Here is a 21,287-nt window from a genome sequence, read left to right as displayed (position 1 = left end):
TATGGCATTTACCAAAGAACAGGTCGCGAAGCTGGAGGCAGCTATCTCGGCGGGCGTCCTGAGCGTCCGCTACGCCGACCGAACTGTGACTTACCAAAGCCTGGACTCGATGCGGCGGCTGCTGAAGCAGATGCGGGACGAGATTGGCCAAGCATCAGGCGCGCCACGGCGTCGCCGCATCGTGCGCCTCTACCAGTCGGGGACCGGAAATGTCTGATATCGCCGAAGGCCCTTACCGCGCCGCCGGCAATGGCCGACGCCTGCGCACTTTCCGGCCGACCTCGCTCGGGCCCAATGCCGCATTGACGGGCCTGTCCACATTGCTGGCCCGGGCACGGCATCTGGCCCGCAATGACCCGTGGATGGTCAGTGCGCTCAACAAGAGCGTATCCAACGGCATCGCCACGGGCATCCAGGCAAAGCCAGTTTGGGGGTCGAAGGAGCACAAGAAGAAGCTCACCAAGCTGTGGACCCGCTGGGGCAAGTACGCTGATGCAGACGGCGTGCTGGGCTGGGAGGGCCTGCAGGCGCTGTCCTGGCGCGAGTGGAACGAAGCCGGCGAGGTGTTCGCCCGGCTCCGCTACCGGCGGCCCGAGGACGGCTTGCCGGTGCCGCTGCAGGTGCAGCTGATCGAATCGGAGCAGTGCCCGCAGCACTACAACGGCGTGGCCAGCAACGGAAACGCGATTCGACAAGGCATTGAGGTCGATCGCATCGGGCGCCGTGTGGCCTACTGGATGTACCGGGAACATCCCGGGGATCTGCAGCAGACCGTCAACGGCAACGAGTTGGTGCGTGTGCCTGCGGAGCAGGTGCTGCACCTCTTCCGGCCGAGCCGCGCCGGTGCGATGCGGGGCGTACCACGCTCCGCTCCGGCTCTGCTGCGCATGTTCAACTTGGACCGCCTCGATGACGCTGTGCTGGAACGGCAGGCGCTGGCCAACCTGTTCGCAGGCTTCATCACATCAGATGCCAGCGTTGATGGCGACGAGGGCGATGCCGTCGGAGATCTGATCACCGGTGAGGACGCCGATGGGACGGCCATCGGTGGCCTGGAACCCGGCACGCTGCAGGAGCTGCCACCGGGTCGGAAAATCGACTTCGCCAATCCGCCCAGTGCCGGCTCTGACTATGCGGAGTTCCTGCGTGGTCACCTGCTGGCGATCTGCGCCAGCCAGGACGTGCCCTACGAGGTGCTCACCGGCGACCTGCGCAACGTCTCCGACCGCGCGCTGCGCCTGATCCTCAACGAGTTCCGCCGTGTCATCGAGCAGGACCAGTGGCTCTACATGATCCCCATGTTCTGCCAGAAGGTTCGCGACGCCTTCATTGATCAGGCGGTGCTGGCTGGTCTGTTGAAGGTGCCACGGTATGCGGCCCTTCGCGACGACGTGACCGAAACCCTGTGGGTGCCCGAGGGTTGGCCGTGGAGCCACCCGGTGCAGGACGTGACGTCCGAACTCAAGGCTGTGCGGGCCGGCTTCAAATCACGCAGCAAGGTGGTGCTGGGCGCTGGCGAGGATCCCGAACAGGTCGACGCTGAGCAGGCGCTGGACAACGAGCGCGCAGACGCGGCCGGGCTTCGCTACGACAGCGACCCGAGGCGTACGAACGCCTCCGGTGCCCGGCAGGACGACAAACCCGGCGCCCCTGGCGCCAACAACGATGAAGGGAATGACGATGACGAGTAAGCCTGGCCTCTTGGCCCGAATGCTGGGTCGCGGCAGCCGTGCGCCTGTGGTGGCCTCGCTCGCGGCCGCGGTCCTCAATCAGCCGTTGCTGGTGCAGCCGACCATCGGCGAGGCACTGGTGGGCGGCTATCTGGAAGGGAAGGTCACCAGCGACGACAGCGTGCTGAAGGCCGACCGCTTCGAAGTGTCCGGCGCCGACGGGCAGCCGGTGGGCGTCGCCCAGAAACTGATCGGTGTGATCAACCTGTCCGGTGCAATGGTCAACCGGCCGATGCCCGGCGCCAGCGGCCCAGGTCCGGTGAGCTACGCCGCGGTGCGCGACTTCTTCGATGAACTGCTCAACGATGATGCGGTGACCTCCATCATCCTGCGGCTGGACACGCCGGGCGGCATGGCGTCTGGCTGCTTTGACCTGGTCGACCACATCTTCGAGGCGCGTGGCAGGAAGCCGATGTATGCACTGGTCGATGACCACGCGTACTCCGCCGGATTCGCCCTCGCTTCGGCGTGCGACGAGATCTGGGTCAGCCGCACCGGCGGCGTCGGGTCGGTGGGCGTGGTCCGCTTCCACCATGACTGGAGTGGCAACAACGCACAGATCGGCCTGAAGGTCACCCCGCTTTTCGCAGGTGCCCGCAAGGTCGACTTCAACCCCAACTTCCCCCTCAGCGAGGAAGCGCACGCAGAGGCAATGGCGGATCTGGAGGACATGTACACGCTGTTCGTCGATACCGTCGCGCGCAACCTCGACATGGAAGCCGAAGCGGTGCGCGCCACCGAGGCGGCCTGCTACCGCGGCCAGGCCGCTGTGGCGGTGGGTTTTGCTACCCGGCTCGGCACCTGGCACGACCTGATCGCGCACCTCGGCGCGGCCGAAGCGGCACCGCCGCCCGCGCCGGGCGGCCCGGATCCGGACGACGAGCCGGAGGCAGCGGCAACGCCGTTGGTACCCGAGGCCGCACTCGCGCCGCCGGTAGCCGTCTTGGAGAACCCGGCAGCCGCGCTGGCTGCCGCGGTCGCTTCCAGCGATCTACCGCCGGCGCTCGCTGTGGCATTGCTGCGTCGCCCGATGCAGCAGGGTGAGCAGGCGGCAAGCGCGATCGAGTACGCGACCGCAGTCCAGGATGCATGCGCGGCTGCACTGCGTGGCGATGACACGATCGCGGCCAGCTTCATCGAGAAGAACACCGACCTCGACACGGTGCGTGCACAGCTGTTGTCGATGAAGGCGGAAGAGGGCCGGAATACTCAGGTCGTCACCGCACACCCGGCCTCCATGGCCGATCAACGAGCCGCCGAAATGAAGGCGCAGCTGAACCCCAACAACATCTACAAGAACCGAGGTAACTGACGATGGAAATCTCTCTGGCCGGCACCCGCACCGGCGAATTCCTGCTGTCCGAAGCAGCCGGCGAGCGCAGCCGCGAACTGATCCGTCTGCCGGCCGGGCAGGGCATGCTGTCCGCCGGCACCCTGCTCAAGGCCGACAATACCGTGGCCGCCAACGGTGCCGATGCAGTGAAGGTGCTCTACGGCCCGGTGGATACCGGTGCGAACGCTGGCGAGCTGCCGGTGAAGGGCGCAGCGATCGCACGCGATGCAGAGGTCTTTGGCGAAAAGCTGGTCTGGGCTGACGGCGTTACCGACGATCAGAAGTTGCTGGCCGCGCTGAGCCTGGCTGAGTCGGGAATCATCACCCGCTGGACCCAGCAGCCGATCGCGTCGAACGCAGCCGATCACCTGGTGTTCGTGTCCGAACCGCTGACCGGCACCGCCGGGGTTGCGCTGGGCCCGATCGTGGTACACGTCAAGGACGTCTTTGGTGCCCTGGTCACCGGCAGCACCGTCAGCGCCACTCTGGCCAAGGCCAGCGGCACCGGAAACCTGGCCGGCGGCGGTGCGAAGGCGGCCGTGGGCGGCGTCATCACCTGGGATGCCGCGACGCTGAGCGCAGCGGGCGACTACACCCTCAAGGTGACGGCCACCGATCTGGGCGAAGCCATCAGCGACACCATCACCATCGCAGCCGCTGCCGGCGGCTGACCGCCGAGCAGCTCCCTCTTCACCCGCTGACCCCTGGCCCCGCTTTCGCGGGGCCTTTTCGTATCCCATTCCAAGAGAGAAATCACCATGGATCTGCAGACCCTTCTGGCTCTGGGCGTGCTGAGCTTCGACGCCCTGAACGCCTACATCAACAACCTGCCGCGCATCTCCACGCGGCTGGCCGACATGCGCCTGTTCCAGGAAGATGGCCTGGTCGGCACCACCATCGTCAAGGTGGGTATCAAGGGCACCAAGCTGGTGCTGGTCCCGAACGTTCCGCGCGGTGCACCCGGCCAGCCCAAGGGGCTGGAGCGTGGCAAGGTGAAGCTGCTGGAAACCACCCACCTGCCGCAGAACTCGACGGTGATGGCTGACCAGCTTCTGGGCGTTTATGACCCGGCCGACCCGGAAGGCGCCAACGTTGCCGCCGTGGTCAACGCGCTGCAGGCGGTGCACAAGCGCGACCTGGACTTCACCATCGAATACCACCGTATGGGCGCGCTGCAGGGCAAGCTGCTCGATGCCGACGGATCGGTGATCATCGACTTCTACGAGGAATTCGGTGTCAGCCAGATCGTCATCGGCATGGAGCTGAACAAGGACGCCACCAAGGTCCGCGCGAAGTGCATGGCCATCAAGCGCGCAATCGAGGAAAAACTGGGTGGCATTCCGTACACCGGCATCCATGTGTTCTGCAGCGCCGGCTTCTTCGATGCCCTGACCGACCACCCGGACGTCCAGAAGGCCTACGAGCGCTGGCAGGACGGTGCTGCGCTGCGCGATGACGTCCGCAAGGGCTTCGTGTTCGGCGATATCACCTTCGAAGAGCTGCCGGGCAATACCGGCGGGAAGCTGGCCCTTGCCGACGGAGAGGCCATCGCGTTCCCGTTGGGTGTGCCGGACATGTTCCTGACCCGCTTCGCGCCGGCGGACTACCTGGAAACGGTGCGCGGCATCGGCCTGCCGTACTACACCAAGACCGCCCCGATGCGCATGAACAAGGGCATCCAGCTGGAAAGCCAGTCCAACCCGCTCAACATCAACACCCGACCGGACGCGGTGATCCGCCTGAAGGCCGGCGCGAAGTAAGCCAACAGTGCCTGGCCCGCTCCGGCGGGCCAGGCAGGAGGGTGTATGGCCCAGATCAGGATCGGGGTCGACCCCGACAACGTCTTCGGGCGACAGCTGACCGCGCTGGAGCAGTCCCAGCTGCCCTACGCTGCATCGCAGGCCGCCAACAAGGTGGCCTACGAGATCCGCGAGAGCTGGAAGCGCCAGGCGCCGCGGGTGTTCGACCGGCCCACGCCGCTGACAGTCAACGCAGCGATGTACCGCAAGGCCACCAAGGCCCAGCCGTACGCCGAAATCTACCTCCGGGACGAGGCCTTCAAGGGCACGCCGCCGGCGAAGTACCTGCTTGCCGAGGTGGATGGTGGTCAGCGCCGCCGGAAAGGCTTCGAGCGGCTCCTCCAGAGCCGAGGCCTGTTGTCGCCGACGCAGTTTGCGGTGATGGGTCGGGGCGCTCAGGCGAACCAGTACGGCAACGTTCCGGCCGGCCAGGTGACCAAAATCCTGTCGCAGCTGGGCGCCCAGCGGGACCGGTACCAGAACGAGACCAGTGTCAGCCGGAAGCGGCGACGGGGCAAAGGCAACAACCGTGATGGCGAGTACTTCGTGATCACCAAGCGCCGCGGCGTGCTGCGCCCGGGCATCTATGAGCGAATCGGACGCGGATCGGGTGTCCGATCCATCTTCATCTTCACCAACACCGCCGCCTACACGCCGCGCTACGACATCTTCGGCATGGCCGAGGACACCTGGAAGCGGCTGATGCCGTTCTTCCTGAAGCGCGAGCTGGAAAAGGCCATGGAAACCGCGAGGCCCCTGCCTTGAACCAGAAAGCCTTCATGCAGGCCTTCGACGCAGTCGCGTTCGATGCCTTCCGCGCAGCCGGCGTCGCCGATGCTGCCCACTACAAAGATCCGGGCGGCACGGTTGAGGTGCCGTGCACAGTGCTGCTGGACGAGGCCGTGGAGCAGTTCACGCCCGACGATGTGGCGCCCGTCGCGACTACGGTTGATCGGGTGACGCTCCAGTTGGCCGAAATCAGCCCTCGCGCGGGCGGTGTGGTGCGGATTGAGGGCACCGGCCGCCGGCTCAAACTGGTCCAGAAGATCCACGCCGACGAATCGACGGCGGTGTGGGAGGTGGCCAATGTTTGATCGCACCCCCAGCCCGCGGAAGCAGCTGCTGCAGGCGATGGGCAAGACGCTGCAGCTGATCAGCACCGACAACGGCTACCTGACCGATGCCGGTGCCGGTTGGACACTGGAGCCGAAGCCCGGTGATCAGGACACGCAGACTGTGCTGACGGCCGTGATCGAGAAGCAGCAGCGGGCGGAGAGCCCCTCGAAAGTTAACACGCACCGGCTTACCACCGTCAGCGTCATCGCCAAGGTTCCCACCGACACCGAGGGATACCAGCAGGCGCTGGACGACCTGGTGACCGATATCGAGGCGGCCATGGATAGCCAGTGCGTAGCCCGCAACTTCCCCGACGGCATCCAGGTACCGGTGTACGTCGGGATGGAACCGCTGATGCCGGAGAAGGCCAGCGCCGGCTGGGTCGGCGTGCTGATCACCTACCAGACCCACATCCCCAAGAAATAACCCGCCGCACAGCGGCAACCCAACTGGAGAGCCATCATGGCCGAAGACTACAGCTACCTGGGCGCAGGAATCGTCCTGATCCGTGAGTGGAACACCGCTGATCCATTCTTGGAGATCGGCAATATCTCAGCCTATACCGTGGCGCCGCAGACCAATACCATCGAGCTGGCCGACTACCAGAACCCCGGCGGCGGCACGGCCAACCGTGTCGATCGCGTGACCGGCTACAACCTCAATTACACGTTCCACGACTTCAACCCGGAGAACTTCGCCCGGGCAACTCGCGGCAAGGCCAGCAGCATCGCCGCGGGTACCGTCACCGATGAGCCGGTGCTGGCCGTGCCGGGCAGCTTTGCGCCACTGTCGCGCCTGGCCACGGAGGTGACCGCCGTGAAGCCAGCAACCGGAACCACCGCCTACGAGGCCGGGAAGGACTATCGTTTCGAGCGCGGCATGCTGTTCATCCCGGCAGGATCTGCGATTGCAGCACCGTCCGCGGTCGGCACCCCGAACATCAAGGTCACCTACAAGAACGCGGACCTGGGCCACGTTGAAGCTGCGGTCACCTCGCAGAAGTTCTACGAGATGCAGTTCTACGGTGCCAACGAGGCACGCGGCGGCAAGTTGGTCCGCCTGGTAGCGCACAAGGTGGCCGGCGGCGTCATTGAGAGCATGGGCCTGATCGGCAACGAGTTCGGCGCGGGAAGCGTGCCCGGCGCGCTGCTCAAGGACTCGTCGAAGGCCACGGGCAACGACAAGTCGGCCTACTTCTACTTGCAGCAGGAGAAGTAAGCCGTGGCCGATGATGACGTGATCGCCCCGCCGACGCGCACGGTTCTTGTACGTGGCGAGAAGGTGGTTGTGGGTCCCCTGCGCCTGGAACAGATCGGTCCTTTCATCACGGCCAGCCGCACCATCATCGCCCGAGTGGCGATGATGGCCGGTGTGGTCGAGGGCGCCGATCGTGCTGGCGTCGGTGCCATCCTGCTCGACCTGCTCGAGCAGGACAGCAACGAGATCGCCGCGGCTTTGGGGGTGGCAATCGGACGCGAGGCGGAATGGGTTGCGGGGGCAACGCTGGACGAGATCGCTGACTTGCTGGAGGCGGTTGTCGGGCTCAACAGGGATTTTTTCGCCCTCCGCCTGCGGCGGCTTCTGCTGCAGGCGAAGCTCCCGGCGGAAGAGAGTACGGCCTCGCCGACCTGATCCAGTACCTCATCGCCCACGGACACTCCCGCGCGGAGGTGATGACCTACACCCTGGCACAGCTGCGAGCCTTCACCGCCGCAGCTGCGCAGGTTGAGCGCGATCGCATCGCGGAGTTCGCCGTGGCCACGCGCATGGCTATGGCCGCCCCGGCTGCCGACTGGCAGATGTACCTGGCTGCTCTGCGCGGCCAGGCCCCGGCACAGCAGCGACAAGGAATATCGAACGATGGCTGATCCTTCAGCAAATCTGCGCGTCCGCATCAGCGCGGACCTGGCCGACATTCGGCAGGGCTTGGGCGTGCTCACTCGCCAGCTGCGCGAGGTACGCACGGAAGCGGCCAGGCCGCTGCCGACGAAGAACAACATCACGGAGCTGGGGGTCTCTGCAGGGCAGACGGCGCAGGCGATGCGCCAGCTACCGGCGCAGTTCACCGACATCTTCACCAGCCTGCAGGGCGGCATGCCCTTCTTCACAGTGCTGGTGCAGCAGGGTGGCCAGATCAAGGACAGCTTCGGGGGTGTGGAGCCGGCATTGAAGGGGGTCTCGTCGGCGCTGCTGGGGATGGTGAATCCGTATACCGTGGCCGCGGCGGCTGTCGGATTGGTGGTCTACGCCTGGTATGACGCCGAGCAGCAGGCCCAGGCCTACACGAAGGCACTTGTCCTGTCGCGCAATGAGGCGGCCGCGACGACCCTGACGCTCGTCAGCATGGCTCAGAAGACCAGCGACGCGCTGCAGGTTGCCGCCGGCGTTGGTGCCGAGGCGGCTCAAGCCGTCGGCTCGAACGGGAAGATTGCCGCGCAGAACCTTCAGGACGTAGCCAATGCGGCCGTGGCGATGAAGGAAATCAGCGGGCAGGCGCTCGATGAAACCATCGCCCTGTACGCGAAGCTGGCGGAAGACCCGGTCAAAGGAATGCAGAAGCTCAACGAGCAGGTCAACTTCATGACTTTGGCGCTCTACGAGCAGGTGAAGGCGTTGCAGGAGCAGGGCCGGAATCAGGACGCCGTGACTGTGATCACCCGTGCAGCAGCGGATGAAACCGTCATGGCGCTCGCTCGGGTCCGCGCCAGCCAGAACCCGGTGATCCGGGGATTCAAGGACCTGTGGGTCGAGGCCACGAAGGCGTGGTCGGCGATGCAGGCGAGCGTGGGCCTCGGGCCGGCGGCGGCGCAAATGCAGCAACTGTTGGCTGAGAACCAGCAGGAACTGGAGAAGCTGAACAATCTGGCTAATGGCACCCAGCGGGGCCTGCCGTTGGCCCGGAATCCCATTGCCCTGGCTGCGATGGAGAAGTCCATCAAGGACCGGTCGGAGAAGATCAAGGCGTTGGCTGTCGACCTGATCAAAGAGCGAAAGGATGCAGAAGTAAAGGCTGCGCAGGACGCCAGCGCGGACTACGTGCAGCAGCAGGACGCGATCATCGAGGCCCAGGCCACGAAGGAGCAGAAGAAGAAGAGGGAAATTGCCCAGATCAACGGGCAGGCCGAGGTCGTCCGGCGAAAAGCTGAAGCGGCCGGGCTCGTGGAAGAGGTTCGTGCCATTGAGGAACGCCGCGCCGCAGCCGTCGCCGCTATCGAGAAGAAGTATGCGGAGAAGCCCAAGGCACCCAGCGGGTCGGCTTCCAGGGCGGCAGGGCTGCAGGGCTACAAAGACGATCTGCTGGCAGAGCAGGCGCAGATCAATGCCGCTACCCAGATGCTGCGTGCTCAGTACTCGGCGCGAGAAATCACGGCGGGCGAGTATTACGGTCGAATGCGGGAGCTCGTTCAGAAGGGGACCGACGCGCAGGCGAAATCGTTGGAGCGGCAGATTGCCTTCCTCCAGCGACAGGCGGTGACCGGAAAAGAAGCCATCGGCGTGAATCGACAGGTCGGGGATCTGGAAGCACGGCTCGCCAAGGTCCGCACCGAGGGGGCCGGCGCTCTGCAGGTTCTGGCGACTGAGGAAGCGGCCGCGGTAAAAACGCGCCTGAATGCTATCGCGGCGTATGGAAACGCCTTGGACGCGAGCAATCAAGCACTACAGCGACAGCTCTCAACGCAGGCCCAGCGCGTTGGGATGGGTGATCGTGAGTACGAGATTCAGCAGCGCATCAATGACGCCTACGCCGACCAAGCGGACAAGCTGCGAGAACTGCAGTTGCAGTTGAACGCGGGACAAATCGACCAGGAAACGTTCGAATCCGAGAGAGCGCAGCTGCTGTCGAAAACGCTCGATCGCCTGCAGATGATTCGAGACGGGTACGACGAGCTCCAGCAGGCCGAGGGAAGCTGGCTGGCAGGCGCCAGGGCTGCCTGGGCGAACTACCAGCAGGAGGCCGGCAATGCCGCGCGGCAGATGGGCGACGTGGTCGGAAACGCCATCGGTGGCTTCGAAGACGCGTGGGTCAAGTTCACCACGACCGGGAAGCTGAGCTTCTCCGACCTCACCAAGTCGGTCCTGGCCGATCTGGCGCGCATCGCCGCGCGGCAGGCGGCAATGGGAATAGTGAACATGTTCGCCAGTGCCTGGGGTGGCGGTGTCACCGCTGCGGGTAACCAGGCGGTCACCTCCGGCACCAGCAGCATCAATAACCAGCTGTTCCAGAACATGAGGGGCGGCTACTCCACCGGCTGGTACACGGGTGACGGTGGTGTTCTTCAGCCGGCCGGGGTAGTCCATAAGGGCGAGGTGGTCTGGTCGCAGAGGGATGTGGCGCGCGCGGGTGGCGTCGAGGTGGTCGAGGCGATGCGCAAAGGGCTGAAGGGCTATGACTCGGGCGGAGCTGTGGCTACTCCGGTCGGTTCCGGAATGGCCGCCGGCGCGATCAATGTTCGCGTGATGAACGCGCCAGCGGGCACCACCGCCAGCGCGTCTCGCAACAGTCAGGGCGGCTTCGACATTGAGGTTCTGCTGGGCCAGGTCGACAGCTACATCGGTGGCCAGGTCGCCAGTGGTCAGGGATCAACGTATGCAGCGATGGGGAGCCGATTCGGCTTAAAGGACTCGGTGTGATGACAGCATTACCTTCAGTGGCACGTGTCATGTTCGAAGGGCAAAAACGAACCTTCGATCCCTCAGTTCTGAGGACCGAAATGGAACGCGGTGCGCCCAAGCAGCGCTTGGAGAACAGCCAGGTGCTGATCAAGCAGGCCATGACGCTCTACTTCGCCAGCATCGCGGACGTGAACACCTTCGATGCCTGGTACTTCGGCGAGATCAAGCGCATTGGGTGGTTCACCCTTGTGCACCCATACACGGGGGAAGTGATCACGGCGCGCTTCGAGAACGGTGCCCTCGGCGACCTGGTGCCCGAAGAGAAGCTGCCCGAGGACTACAGGATGGATGTGGTCGTGGAGTACATGCGATGAGCAGTTTCACTGAACGTAAGCAGCGCATGACCGACACCAGTGGGACGCTGCTGTTCCTGTCCATCACCTCGCCGTCGCTTCCGGGTCCGCTGCGCATCGTCAACGACACCCAGGACTGGGTAAGCCAGGGCATTCCCTACATGGGCGTGCCTTTTGGCTTCAAATTGCCCGATGACACCCGCGGTCAGTCCCCGCGTGCCCAGCTGGTGCTGGACAACGTCGGGCGCGGCATCTCCGAGGACCTGGAGGCGCTGGGGCCGAACGAGCTGATGATGGCGCGGCTGATGCTGTCGGACCGTGCAGACCCCAACCTGTACGAGCGGGATTACTACCTGCCGATCACCAGCGTGTCGGTGGCCGGCGCCACCGCCACCGCTCAGTGCGGTGTCGACTACCTGATGCGGCAGCAGGCCGTGCGCCTGCGCGCCAACCCGTTCACGCTACCGGGGATCTTCTGATGCGGCTGGCAGACGTAGAAGCCTTGGTGGGCGTGCCGTACTGCGAGCACACGTGCGATTGCGCCGATTTCGTGGTGCTGGTCCAACGGCAGCTGTTCGGGCGCGCCGTTCAGCTCCCCAACGGCCGCCCGAGAGGCGTGGTGGGCCAAGCCTCCATCGGCGAGCTGTCGAGGCCGTATGGGACCGCGGTGGCCGTGCCAACGGACGGTGACCTGGTGCTGATGGTCGAGCACGGGCAGAAGCGCGCCGGCCACGCCGGCGTCTACTTCCACCTGGCCCATGAGGGGTGGGTGCTGCATTCCAACGAAAAGAACGGCTGCAGCGTACTGCACCGCGTTCGTGACCTGCCGGAGTTCGGCTTGAGGATTGAGGGTTACTACAGATGGGCCTGATCAAGGACGCGCCGCTGATCATCACACCGCACCCGGTGACGCTGGAGGGCCAGCGTACCCTGGCGGCGCAGTTGCAGGAGGGGGAGCGGCTGGGCGGCTTCCTGGCACGCGTGGTGCCTGACTACTCCAGCGACCTGTGGGAGGTGCGCATCAATGGGGTGGTCGTGCCGCATGAGGTCATGGACCGCGTGCGCCCGAAGGACGGAACGGTGATCGAGGTTCGAGGCGTGGTCAAGAAGACCGCGCTGATGATCGTTGCGCTGATCGCCCTGACCGTCTTCACCATGGGTGTCGGTACGGCCATCGTGGCCGCCGGCTACAGCGCAGCCGTCGCCGGTCTGGCGCAGGGCGCGATCTACGCCGCAGGGGCGCTGCTGATCCAGAAAGTGCTGGGGCCCAAGCGGCCCAAGCCCAGCGCCAGCGATGCCAGCCCGGTGTACACCATCGGCGCGGCCCGGAATCAGCCGCGCCCGTACCAGCCCCTGCCGCTGCTGCTGGGCGGGCCATTGCGCATCGCGCCGGACGTGGCCAGCAACCCCTATACCTGGTACGAGGCCGACGACCAGTACCTCGCCATGACCCTGACGGCGGGCATCAACGTGGGGCGCGTGGAGGCCCTGTACAACGGCGATGCGCTGTTGTCGTCCTTCGAGGGCGTCACGGTGTGGCACAACGGCTTTTCCGAGATGCCCAGCGAGGCCATCCCGCTGTACAGCAATGCCGACACGATCAACGGCGGCGCGCTGGAGGCGGCGAAGGGCCAGGCCAGCCCGTGGGTGCAGCGCACCAGCAGCCCGAACACGATCCGCCTGAAGGTGGACGTGGACTTCATGCTGTTCGACACGACCAGCAAGGGCAAGCCGAAGGACAACCGCGAGACGATTGAGATCCAGTACCGCGCCGTCGGCATTGCCAACTGGAGCTTCTTCGGGTCCTATTCGATCGTCAGCCGGTCGCAGAAGCAGCAGCGCCGCAGCTACTCCCGAGACGTACCGGAGGGGCAGTACGAAGTGCGGGTCCGCATTGCCGGCCACAACACCGATGGCAGCGGCGCCACCAGCGACTTCACCTGGTCCACCCTGACCAGCATCCAGAAGGACACCGCCGACTACGCCGGTCTGGCCCGAATCGGCATCCGGATCAAGGCAACCGGGCAGCTCAACGGCCAGCCGGACGAGATCCGCTGCGTCGCCTACGCCGAGCCGGCACCGGTCTGGACGGAGGCGGGGTGGGCGACGAAGGAGACCAACAACCCGGGCGCACTGATCCTGGCCTATGCCCGCGGCTTCAGGGACGAGCACGGCAAGCTGATCGCCGGCATCGGCCTGGACGATGTCCAGATCGATATCGAGGCGCTGAAGGCCTTCATGCTGTTCTGCCAGGCCAACGGCTACGGCTACTCGAACTACATCAAGGATGTCCGCAACCACGACGACGTGCTCAACGCCGTCGCGCTGGCCGGGTTCGGCCAGATCACCTGGGCCGGCGGCCGCCTGTCGGTGGTGTGGGCCGGGTCGGAGCAGCCACTGTCCGGCGTGGTCAACATGGCCACGATCAAGAAGGGGCAATTCCAGGTTGACTACACCCTGGCCAACGCCGCCGACGGGATCGAGTACAGCTACTACGATGCCACCGACTGGACGACCAAGACCCTGCGCGTAGCCGCGCCCGGCGTAACCACCATGCTCAACCCGGCCACGGTGGAGGGCGAGGGCATCACCAACGAGGCTCACGCCGCGCGGATGGCTCGCTATCACCTGGCGCAGTCCCTCTATCAGTACAAGGACATCACCTACAGCACGGACATCGAGCACCTGAGCTATCGTCGCCTGTCCCTGCTGGCCCTGCAGCACGACCTGACGCAGTGGGGTGCCGGCGGCCGGATCGTTTCGGCCACCGCGGCCAACGGCGTTGTCACGCTGCTGCTGGACGAACCGGTCCAGGCACCGACCAACGGCAACGCCTGGATCGGCCTGCGCATCCCCGGCGAGCGGGTGTACCGCGTGTTCGGCGTGCAGCCGTTCACCGGCACCAGCGACACCATCCGCCTGACCGGTTCCTGGCCAGGCGATGCGCCGCTGCCCGGCGACACACCGGACAACCCGGCTCACGACACCATCTGGATCTACGACTTCAGGCAGACACCGGGGTACCGGGTCCGTGTGGTTGGCATCGAGCCCGAGAGCGACCTGAAAGGCGCCAAGGTGTCCGTGGTACCCGAACCACCCGAGTTCTGGAACTACGTGCTCACCGGCGAATACGTCCCGCCGGTCAATACCAACCCGATCACCAGCCGCCCGATTGCCAGCGGCCTAGCCATCACTGAGCAGCAGGTGGTGCAGGGCGATACGGTGTTCACCGAGCTGACCGTCACCTTCGAGATCAGCGGCCCGGTCGGCAACATCGTGGTGCTGGCCGCCGGCAGCGACGGCGTGCTCTCCGAGGTGGCCCAGACCACCACCCGCACGGCCACCTGGCGCATCAGCCATGCGGACCAGTACACCGTGGTGGTCCGACCGTTCAGCCCCGACGGCCGGGCCGGCGTTGCAGCGTCGGTGACCTACATCACGGCCGGTGCGGATGTCCCGCCGCGCTTGGTGGACTTCTTCGACGTGGACGAGCTGTCCGGCGGCGTGCGCATGTACACCTGGGGATTCCTGGCCAACAGCATCCAGTCGCCGGACTTTGCCGGCGTCGAGATCCGCTATATGCAGGGCGCGGTGCTGCGACCGGAATGGGAGCAGATGATCCCCATCGGGGGCAGCGGCTACCACGCAGTACCCTTCGAAGCCGTTGTGCCGGAGTCGGGCGACTGGACTTTCGCCTGCCGGAGTGTGAACACGTCGGGGGAGCTGTCCACCGAGGCCCGTGTCATCACCAAGAAGCTCGGCGCCAACCTCGGCCAGGTGATCGACAAGACCATTCAGGAGCTCATCGACGCGCAGCAGCGCATCGACCAGGAGAAGATCGAGCGGTTCAACGAGGATGCCCGTGTCGCGAGTGAAGCCGCGGCCGACGCAACAAAGAAGGCCAACGACGCGATGGCAGCGGCCATTGCGCACGCCGATGCCATCGGAGCGATCGTCGCGGATCTGACCGAGGCCGACGAATGGGAGGCTGGGAAGACCTACCCGGTGGGCGACTTCACCCGGCACGACGGGAAGCTGTACCGGGCGCTGCGCGAGAACACCGACGCCGAGCCTGGCGCCTCCCCGGATGATTGGCAGCTGGTGGGCAACTTCTCTGGCGTGGGCGAGGCGTTGGCTGCGTCGATCGACATGGCCTACCAGAACGCTTCGGACCTGGCGGCCGAGGCCGGCCGCATCAACGCCATCGCCGCGCGTATGCCGGCCGGTGACGGCAAGGTAGCGTCGGTCGAGGCGGTCGACGCGGTCAGCGGCCGGGTGGAGGAAACCGAAGAGGGCCTGCGCGCGGTCGGAGACCGCACATCGTCGCTGGAAGCGCAGATGACGTACAAGCACGCTGGCGACCGCGACTGGAACGCCGGCGACCGGAACGTCTACGCAGGCGTGCGCACCTGGCAGTCCGTCATGGTCCAGGGTGATCGGGCGGTGGCCAAGACCGTCGATTCGCTCAACGTCGAGCTGGGCGACTTCAAGGCTAGTGCCACGAAGTCCATCGAGCTGATCGCAACCGAGCAGGCCAGCCAAGCCGAACAGATCGAGCACGTGGGCGCAGAGCTGGAGGGCAAGGCATCATCTGACTACGTGGAGCGCATTGATGCCCGCGTGGCCGTCACCGAGGACGGCATAGAGGCCGTCACCGGCCAGCTTGCGTCGGTGAAGGCGGAAGTGTCCGGCAAGGCCAGCGCCGAAGTGGTCCAGGGCATGGAGGCCCGTGTCGTTCAGAACGAGAACGGCCTGACCCAGGTGTTGGCGCGGGCGTTCCTGAACGTCATCGCCAACAGCGGCGCCGGACCGCTGATCGGCGGCATGGTCATCGACAACAACGGCCAGGTCATCAACACCCGTTTCGCCAGCAACACGTTCGAGGTCATCTCGCCCGGGGCCAGCGAGGGCATGGAGTGGCGCGACGGCTTCCTGCGCGTCTGGAAGGGCGCCGCCCAACGCATCATCGGTACCAACTTCGGCGCTGCCGGCGACAACCTGGTTGACTACTTCGGGCCGAACGTCGGCGCCGGGGCCGCGGCGAAGTCCAACGCGGTCATGTGGATGGACGCCAACGGCAGTGCCTACTTCGGTGGCCAGCTGTCGGCGGGCATCCTGCGTAACGCGGTCCAGACGACGACCACGCAGACAGTCGGCGTGGAGCTGGTCAACGGCCCGTTCGCCACCAATGGCCGCGTGCGGAGCGTCACTGTCAGCTTCTCCCGCCGGCACATCCGGACCAAGACCACCTATGGCAGCGACGGCTTTGTCGCGGGCGCGGGCCAGAACACGGCACGCGTTGAGATCTATCGGCGGGTGGGGGAGGGGGCTGAATCGCTTTGGCAGGTACTGAACGTCAGCGGTTCGGTGATGATCCTCAACGAGCAGGACGGCCCGGACAACGCCACGTCCACCTGGGGTGGGTCATTCACCGTGAACGACACCAGCACCAGTGCGCAGACGATGACTTACCGCGCGGTGATCACCAGCTTCACCGAGCAGACCGTGACGCACACCTCCGGTTCCTTCCAGCAGCAGTCCATCACGCAGAGCCTGTCGATCATCTCGGTCGAGAACTGAAACCGCACAAGGCGCGGGCCGGCATGTCCGGCCCGCTTTGCCGTGGGCGATCAACACCAGAGAACATATATGCCGCAGAAATTGATTGATCAAACGACCATCCAGCCGGATGGCAGGCCAGGCGACGACGCATTCACCGCGTTTGCGACCTGCAACGACAACTTCGAGGACGCCGAACAGCGTCTTTCCGCGCTGGAAGGTGGGTCATCGAACATCGGCCAGGATGTGGCCGACCTGAAAACGGGCTTGCAGCAGGAGACGCAGCAGCGCGCCGATGCCGATGCCGCCCTCTCGCAGGCCATCACTGCAGAAGTGACCGCACGCCAGAACGCCGACACTGCGCTCGGTGCACGCTTCATCGGAAAGAACCGGCTCATCAACGGTTCGATGCGCTGGTGGCAGCGCGGGACCAACTTCACTGCGCCGGGCTACTCCGTCGACCGTTGGTACTTCAACGCGGGCGGCGTGGCAACGCCGAGCTTGTCACGGAACACGGTAACGCCAGGTGCATTCGATACCGAATGTATCTATCTTGCCAAAATCGCATACGGTGCTGTGACTGATGCTGCAAACCATTACGTTGTGCTTGAACAACGAATGGAGAATGTGACCACGCTCGCGGGTCGAACGGTAACCGTGAGTTTGAAGGTGTTCAACAGTGGTGCGGCAGGCCGACAGATTGCCATCGAATTTGGTCAAAGCTTCGGTGCTGGCGGAAGTGCGCAGGTTTCGGGGATCGGTGCTGCGAAGTACAGCCTCGCAGCTGGAATCAATACCGTCACTCATACCGTGCAGATTCCGTCTATCAGCGGTAAGACTGTGGGTGCCAACAGTTCTCTGATTCTGACTCTTTGGGCAACAGGCGGAAGCAACTTTAACGCTCGCAACGCATCTCTTGGTGCGCAAGCTGGTGATGTGCATTTCACGCAGGTGCAGGTCGAAGAAGGTTCTTCAGCAAGCGCTTTCGAGTACCGACCTGATGGACTGGAATTGACTCTCTGCCAGCGCTTCTATTGCAAGTCATTCCCCGTAGGTACCACCCCCGCCGTTGCGCTTGCGGCAGCGACAGCACAAGGGGCGACCGCGTGGAGCGGCTCAGATGTACGTACAGGCACAGTCCATTTCCCGGTCGAAATGCGCGCCACCCCTGCGTTGCTGCTCTACACCAGCAATGACGCAAACTCGCAGGGTAATGGCGCGGCTTTGTGGAACGGCGCAGTGTGGAACTCTAACGCCTCTTGGAGCTTTGACAGCGCTTCAAGTAGGGGGTTTGCGGTGAATGGCGTATTTGGTTCGGGTTTGACTGTAAACGGGTCATACCTGACGCGTTTCAATTGGACTGCAGACGCGGAGATTTAATCATGTACCAGCTTACCGATGACCCGGACGTCATTCGCTGCGTCGAAACGGGTGCTTTCATCCCGCGCGGGCACTACCTGTGGCCGACCGAATGGCTGGAACGGAACACACCGCTGCCGGCGTCATCGCCCGGCCTGGGCTTCGAGTTGCACACGCCCGCGCACTACCGCTACATCCGCGACCAGGCGTTCGCGTGGATGCGCGCCGAAGCGGTAGAGCGTGGCTACGACAGCATCGAGTCGTGCGCCAGCTACTACAACAGCGGCGTGGCCCGATACCGCGCCGAGGCGCGGGCGATGGTGGCCTGGCGCGATGCTGTGAACCAGGCGCTGGAGCAGCTGGTGCTGGCGCCGCCGGAAGGCATCGAGACCTGGGAGCAGGTGCGCGCGCTGTTGCCGCAGCCGGAGACGTTCGCCTGGCCGGAGAAGGCGGAGTTGCCGCTGGATGGACTGGCACCGCAGCCCGTGACTTGATCCTCACGCGGCGGCAACGGCGCTTGCGGCGAGATGGCAGCCATGTGCTATTCCGCCCAGATCACCGCCGCCTATCAGAAGCTGGTCAGGATGACCGGCGCCACCCTGTCGCTGCAGGAGTTCGCCGCGCTCTACGCGCACGACCCGGGCAAGAAGCGGCCCAAGACGCCGAAGGCCATGGATGACGCCTTCCGGGCCGGCGAGAGCGCGGCAGAGCTGGCAGTGTGGGCCGAGGTCGAGCAGTGGAACAGGGCCGAGGCCGCCATCTTGGAGCAGGAGCTGTTCGCCAACCGCAAGCGTCTGGCCGACGCTGAGCGGGCGCTGCAGCTGAAGGAGACGAAGAAGGCCCGCGAGGACGTGCGGATTGCCGGCAACAAGATCGAGCGGGCCAAGGCGCGGCTGGCGGACCTGCAGCGCGTCGAGCCGAGGGATCGCGACAGCCGCATCTTCCCCGGCGTGTACGCTCCGGTGATCGTCTCCGAGGGCGGGAAGCTGGTCATCAAGCCGATGCGCTACCAGTGCCGCCTGGCCGGGAAGCCGGCCAACTACGACCAGCGCTTCCCCGGCACCTACAACGCCCGTCGCGACAGCCTGGAGAAGTTCTGGGCGCCGGCGTTCGGGCACACCCACGGCCTGATGGTGGTCGACACGTTCTACGAGAACGTCGAAGGCCCGGACGGGAAGAACCAGGTGGTGCAGTTCACCCCGCGCACGGGCGAGCCGATGCTGGTCGCGTGCTTGTGGTCGCACTGGAAGGACCCGGCCGGCAAAGAGTCGGATCTGCTGTCGTTCGCTGCCATCACCGACGACCCCGAGCCCGAGGTGGCCGCCGCCGGCCACGACCGGACCATCATCAACATCAAGCCCGAGCACGTGGATGCGTGGCTCCACCCGGATCCGGCCAACCTGGCCGCGCTCTACAGGATCTTCGACGACAAGCGGCACCCGTTCTACGAGCACCGGCTGGCGGCCTAGGGAAACCCCGGTTCTGGGGCGCGCGGTTGCCCGATGGCCCAGGCGAGTCGGGGAGGGCATGCTGGCCCTGCCGGACCCGGGGCCTACGGCAGCTCAACCTGGGGGCGTCTGAGCCGCGCCACGCCGGCACCGTTGTCAGGCTTGCCCGCGAACGGTGTTCGTGGCATATCTGGCTATGGCGGCCTTCTGCCGACTTCGCGCCCTTCAGGTGACATCGACGCAGAAGGGGTAACATATTGGGTCGGCCACACTGGGCCAGTCGTTCCCCCTGCACACTGGACGTTTGGGTGAGGAATCTATGCTTGTAGAGTGCTCACAGCAGCCCGAGATGAACCAAGTCTCTGACTATTCAATTTTTTCGGCACCACCGATCGAGCTCCGTCGCGAGATGGCCGCTTATGAGTCGCTGTGGCTGGGGCAAGGTGCTTGGTTCAAGAACATTGCACAACTGTTCGCCGAGAACCCTGGTCGGGTTCCGTCAGAGTTGGTGTCAAAGCTGGAAGTGCGGGACACGTGGAAGAGGCTCCTGGAGGAAGTCGGAGCTGATCGCCTGAAGGAGGTCGGGGTCCGCGTGCATGGCGCCGGCGAGTACCCGGCCAAGCTCCGAGAGGCAGATCACCCGATTGAGCTTCTCTATTACAGAGGAGATTGGGAGCTGGTCGATACACGTGGCGTCGCCGTCGTCGGCACGCGTAATCCCTCTCCCGAGGGAGCGGCCAATGCTCGTCGCATCGCTATCGCGTTGGTCAAGCACGGTTTCACGGTGGTTTCCGGACTGGCGCGCGGTATTGACTCCGCCGCCCACGCCGGGGCGCTGGAGGCCGGCGGTCGAACGATCGCTGTCATCGGGACGCCGCTCTTTGACTACTACCCGCGAGAGAACGCCGCTCTGCAAGAGAGTTTGGCCAAGGATCATCTTGTGATATCGCAGGTGCCGTTCTTGCGATACAAGCAGCAGCACTACAAGGCGAACAGCCTGTTCTTCCCTGCGCGAAACGTGACGATGTCTGCTCTCACCGAGGCAACGATCATCGTAGAGGCTGGGAATACCTCTGGAACTCTGGTCCAAGCGAGAGCTGCCCTGGCCCAGGGGAGGAAGCTCTTCATCTTGGACAGCTGTTTCCGCCGAGGTGATTTGAGTTGGCCCAAGAAGTATGAGGCGCAAGGCGCCATCCGCGTTCGCAATGTGACCGAGATCATGGAAGCTCTGGGTAGTTATGCGCCTGCAGACCCTTGAACCAAAGAACTACACGTATCTGGAAACTGGCGATCAGTGCTTTCACTATGGGGAATACACGAGTGAAGGCGGCTACCAAGCCAGTGACACCAACCAGCAAATTCTGAACTTGAAGAAGAAGCCGACCGCGAGTGAGGGTCAGCTCTACTACAAGAGGTTGGCGATTGAATATTGGGGTCGCGCGCTAGCAAGCGTAATCGACCTTAGAAAGACCATTGGTTCGCACACCTTCGTGCCAATGCCTGGATCAAAGCCGGCTGGACATGCCGACTATGATGATCGAATGCTGAGGGTGCTCAAGCGCATGGCTGTGGGCGTGCCGAATGTAGATATCAGGCCGTTGTTGGTTCAGACGGTGGAGCGCGATGCGCAGCATCATGGTCACCGACTTACGCCGGATGAGCTCTGTGAGACATTGGCAGTAGATCCCACGTTCCTGGCGCCGCCCTTGTCGCAGAACATCATCGTGGTGGATGACGTAATCACTATGGGGGCGTCTTTCGCAGCGGCAAAGCGGCTCTTGATCGGCCTTCCCAATGTTAGGAGCGTCGTGGGTATCTTCCTGGCAAAAACCGTTTGGCCGGCGCCGGATTTTCCCGTGCTATCTCCCGAGGAATTTCGTCGTATTTTCCAACCTGAAGTTAAGCGGTCGAATGAATGAGGATCTGAAGTGTTGCTAGCTTCTGTCCGTTAGTGGATATGGGCTCAAACGCGCATC

21 protein-coding genes are annotated in these 21,287 nt (G+C 64.6%); all 21 read left to right on the top strand.

Annotated elements, in window-relative coordinates; genetic code table 11:
* The first annotated feature begins 1 nt into the window (after position 1).
* On the top strand, positions 2–217 hold the full coding sequence (locus AC2A1N_RS04205) for a phage head-tail joining protein (protein ID WP_049461274.1): 216 nt from the start codon (positions 2–4) through the stop codon (positions 215–217).
* On the top strand, positions 144–1,691 hold the full coding sequence (locus AC2A1N_RS04200; RefSeq protein WP_313286937.1) for a phage portal protein: 1,548 nt from the start codon (positions 144–146) through the stop codon (positions 1,689–1,691). Before AC2A1N_RS04205 ends, AC2A1N_RS04200 begins: the two co-directional genes overlap by 74 nt.
* Positions 1,681–3,042: a S49 family peptidase gene (locus AC2A1N_RS04195; protein WP_484371572.1), complete on the top strand. Its 1,362-nt coding sequence runs from the start codon at positions 1,681–1,683 to the stop codon at positions 3,040–3,042. Before AC2A1N_RS04200 ends, AC2A1N_RS04195 begins: the two co-directional genes overlap by 11 nt.
* Positions 3,043–3,044: 2 nt before the next feature.
* The gene (locus tag AC2A1N_RS04190) at positions 3,045–3,734 is read left to right on the top strand and encodes a head decoration protein (RefSeq protein WP_478489653.1); all 690 of its coding nucleotides are present in this window, start codon (positions 3,045–3,047) and stop codon (positions 3,732–3,734) included.
* Positions 3,735–3,821: 87 nt separating this feature from the next.
* On the top strand, positions 3,822–4,823 hold the full coding sequence (locus AC2A1N_RS04185; RefSeq protein ID WP_180890523.1) for a major capsid protein: 1,002 nt from the start codon (positions 3,822–3,824) through the stop codon (positions 4,821–4,823).
* Positions 4,824–4,868: 45 nt separating this feature from the next.
* A complete protein-coding gene (locus AC2A1N_RS04180) occupies positions 4,869–5,627 on the top strand; it encodes a hypothetical protein (RefSeq protein WP_484371569.1) in 759 nt (252 codons plus the stop codon).
* On the top strand, positions 5,624–5,956 hold the full coding sequence (locus tag AC2A1N_RS04175) for a head-tail joining protein (protein ID WP_235643172.1): 333 nt from the start codon (positions 5,624–5,626) through the stop codon (positions 5,954–5,956). The genes AC2A1N_RS04180 and AC2A1N_RS04175 overlap by 4 nt, the downstream gene beginning before the upstream one ends.
* Entirely contained in the window at positions 5,949–6,404 is a 456-nt protein-coding gene (locus AC2A1N_RS04170) for a hypothetical protein (RefSeq protein ID WP_235643171.1), read from the top strand. The genes AC2A1N_RS04175 and AC2A1N_RS04170 overlap by 8 nt, the downstream gene beginning before the upstream one ends.
* 36 nt (positions 6,405–6,440) lie before the next feature.
* Complete coding sequence (locus tag AC2A1N_RS04165) at positions 6,441–7,196, top strand: phage tail tube protein (RefSeq protein WP_484371566.1); 756 nt, start codon at positions 6,441–6,443, stop codon at positions 7,194–7,196.
* A gap of 3 nt (positions 7,197–7,199) precedes the next feature.
* Positions 7,200–7,610, top strand: a complete 411-nt coding sequence (locus tag AC2A1N_RS04160; RefSeq protein ID WP_064239306.1) for an SDR family oxidoreductase — start codon at positions 7,200–7,202, stop codon at positions 7,608–7,610.
* 41 nt (positions 7,611–7,651) lie between these two features.
* Positions 7,652–7,846: a hypothetical protein gene (locus AC2A1N_RS04155; RefSeq protein WP_064239305.1), complete on the top strand. Its 195-nt coding sequence runs from the start codon at positions 7,652–7,654 to the stop codon at positions 7,844–7,846.
* Positions 7,839–10,610 carry a phage tail tape measure protein gene (locus AC2A1N_RS04150; protein ID WP_484371563.1) on the top strand — a complete coding sequence of 924 codons (2,772 nt, stop codon included), beginning with the start codon at positions 7,839–7,841 and terminating at the stop codon, positions 10,608–10,610. The genes AC2A1N_RS04155 and AC2A1N_RS04150 overlap by 8 nt, the downstream gene beginning before the upstream one ends.
* On the top strand, positions 10,610–10,966 hold the full coding sequence (locus AC2A1N_RS04145; RefSeq protein ID WP_064239303.1) for a hypothetical protein: 357 nt from the start codon (positions 10,610–10,612) through the stop codon (positions 10,964–10,966). The genes AC2A1N_RS04150 and AC2A1N_RS04145 overlap by 1 nt, the downstream gene beginning before the upstream one ends.
* On the top strand, positions 10,963–11,424 hold the full coding sequence (locus AC2A1N_RS04140) for a DUF1833 family protein (RefSeq protein ID WP_484371561.1): 462 nt from the start codon (positions 10,963–10,965) through the stop codon (positions 11,422–11,424). Before AC2A1N_RS04145 ends, AC2A1N_RS04140 begins: the two co-directional genes overlap by 4 nt.
* Complete coding sequence (locus AC2A1N_RS04135) at positions 11,424–11,816, top strand: peptidoglycan endopeptidase (RefSeq protein ID WP_484371559.1); 393 nt, start codon at positions 11,424–11,426, stop codon at positions 11,814–11,816. The genes AC2A1N_RS04140 and AC2A1N_RS04135 overlap by 1 nt, the downstream gene beginning before the upstream one ends.
* Positions 11,807–16,525, top strand: a complete 4,719-nt coding sequence (locus tag AC2A1N_RS04130; protein WP_484371557.1) for a host specificity factor TipJ family phage tail protein — start codon at positions 11,807–11,809, stop codon at positions 16,523–16,525. Before AC2A1N_RS04135 ends, AC2A1N_RS04130 begins: the two co-directional genes overlap by 10 nt.
* A 69-nt stretch (positions 16,526–16,594) precedes the next feature.
* Positions 16,595–17,884, top strand: coding sequence for a hypothetical protein (locus tag AC2A1N_RS04125; protein ID WP_484371555.1), 1,290 nt, complete (start codon positions 16,595–16,597; stop codon positions 17,882–17,884).
* Between the two features lie 2 nt (positions 17,885–17,886).
* The gene (locus tag AC2A1N_RS04120; RefSeq protein WP_484371553.1) at positions 17,887–18,357 is read left to right on the top strand and encodes a hypothetical protein; all 471 of its coding nucleotides are present in this window, start codon (positions 17,887–17,889) and stop codon (positions 18,355–18,357) included.
* Positions 18,358–18,399: 42 nt separating this feature from the next.
* Positions 18,400–19,332 carry an SOS response-associated peptidase family protein gene (locus AC2A1N_RS04115; RefSeq protein WP_484371551.1) on the top strand — a complete coding sequence of 311 codons (933 nt, stop codon included), beginning with the start codon at positions 18,400–18,402 and terminating at the stop codon, positions 19,330–19,332.
* 328 nt (positions 19,333–19,660) lie between these two features.
* Complete coding sequence (locus tag AC2A1N_RS04110) at positions 19,661–20,569, top strand: DNA-processing protein DprA (protein WP_478440970.1); 909 nt, start codon at positions 19,661–19,663, stop codon at positions 20,567–20,569.
* Positions 20,550–21,230 (top strand): phosphoribosyltransferase, encoded by a 681-nt coding sequence (locus tag AC2A1N_RS04105; protein ID WP_484371549.1) that lies wholly within the window; start codon positions 20,550–20,552, stop codon positions 21,228–21,230. The genes AC2A1N_RS04110 and AC2A1N_RS04105 overlap by 20 nt, the downstream gene beginning before the upstream one ends.
* Positions 21,231–21,287 lie beyond the last annotated feature (57 nt).

The organism is Stenotrophomonas maltophilia group sp. SKK55, assembly GCF_057179845.1.
The sequence above is the reverse complement of the archived record's forward strand: the minus strand, read 5'-3'. Positions and strand labels throughout refer to the sequence as shown.

What these genes read in the sequence shown, in the direction of transcription:
- AC2A1N_RS04195 (WP_484371572.1), top strand. Translation starts at nt 1,681, where the DNA reads ATGACGAGTAAGCCTGGCCTCTTGGCCCGAATGCTGGGTCGCGGCAGC.
- AC2A1N_RS04190 (WP_478489653.1), top strand. Translation starts at nt 3,045, where the DNA reads ATGGAAATCTCTCTGGCCGGCACCCGCACCGGCGAATTCCTGCTGTCC.
- AC2A1N_RS04120 (WP_484371553.1), top strand. Translation starts at nt 17,887, where the DNA reads ATGTACCAGCTTACCGATGACCCGGACGTCATTCGCTGCGTCGAAACG.
- AC2A1N_RS04180 (WP_484371569.1), top strand. Translation starts at nt 4,869, where the DNA reads ATGGCCCAGATCAGGATCGGGGTCGACCCCGACAACGTCTTCGGGCGA.
- AC2A1N_RS04185 (WP_180890523.1), top strand. Translation starts at nt 3,822, where the DNA reads ATGGATCTGCAGACCCTTCTGGCTCTGGGCGTGCTGAGCTTCGACGCC.
- AC2A1N_RS04140 (WP_484371561.1), top strand. Translation starts at nt 10,963, where the DNA reads ATGAGCAGTTTCACTGAACGTAAGCAGCGCATGACCGACACCAGTGGG.
- AC2A1N_RS04155 (WP_064239305.1), top strand. Translation starts at nt 7,652, where the DNA reads ATGACCTACACCCTGGCACAGCTGCGAGCCTTCACCGCCGCAGCTGCG.
- AC2A1N_RS04145 (WP_064239303.1), top strand. Translation starts at nt 10,610, where the DNA reads ATGACAGCATTACCTTCAGTGGCACGTGTCATGTTCGAAGGGCAAAAA.
- AC2A1N_RS04165 (WP_484371566.1), top strand. Translation starts at nt 6,441, where the DNA reads ATGGCCGAAGACTACAGCTACCTGGGCGCAGGAATCGTCCTGATCCGT.
- AC2A1N_RS04110 (WP_478440970.1), top strand. Translation starts at nt 19,661, where the DNA reads ATGAACCAAGTCTCTGACTATTCAATTTTTTCGGCACCACCGATCGAG.
- AC2A1N_RS04130 (WP_484371557.1), top strand. Translation starts at nt 11,807, where the DNA reads ATGGGCCTGATCAAGGACGCGCCGCTGATCATCACACCGCACCCGGTG.
- AC2A1N_RS04125 (WP_484371555.1), top strand. Translation starts at nt 16,595, where the DNA reads ATGCCGCAGAAATTGATTGATCAAACGACCATCCAGCCGGATGGCAGG.
- AC2A1N_RS04115 (WP_484371551.1), top strand. Translation starts at nt 18,400, where the DNA reads ATGTGCTATTCCGCCCAGATCACCGCCGCCTATCAGAAGCTGGTCAGG.
- AC2A1N_RS04135 (WP_484371559.1), top strand. Translation starts at nt 11,424, where the DNA reads ATGCGGCTGGCAGACGTAGAAGCCTTGGTGGGCGTGCCGTACTGCGAG.
- AC2A1N_RS04170 (WP_235643171.1), top strand. Translation starts at nt 5,949, where the DNA reads ATGTTTGATCGCACCCCCAGCCCGCGGAAGCAGCTGCTGCAGGCGATG.
- AC2A1N_RS04205 (WP_049461274.1), top strand. Translation starts at nt 2, where the DNA reads ATGGCATTTACCAAAGAACAGGTCGCGAAGCTGGAGGCAGCTATCTCG.
- AC2A1N_RS04105 (WP_484371549.1), top strand. Translation starts at nt 20,550, where the DNA reads ATGCGCCTGCAGACCCTTGAACCAAAGAACTACACGTATCTGGAAACT.
- AC2A1N_RS04150 (WP_484371563.1), top strand. Translation starts at nt 7,839, where the DNA reads ATGGCTGATCCTTCAGCAAATCTGCGCGTCCGCATCAGCGCGGACCTG.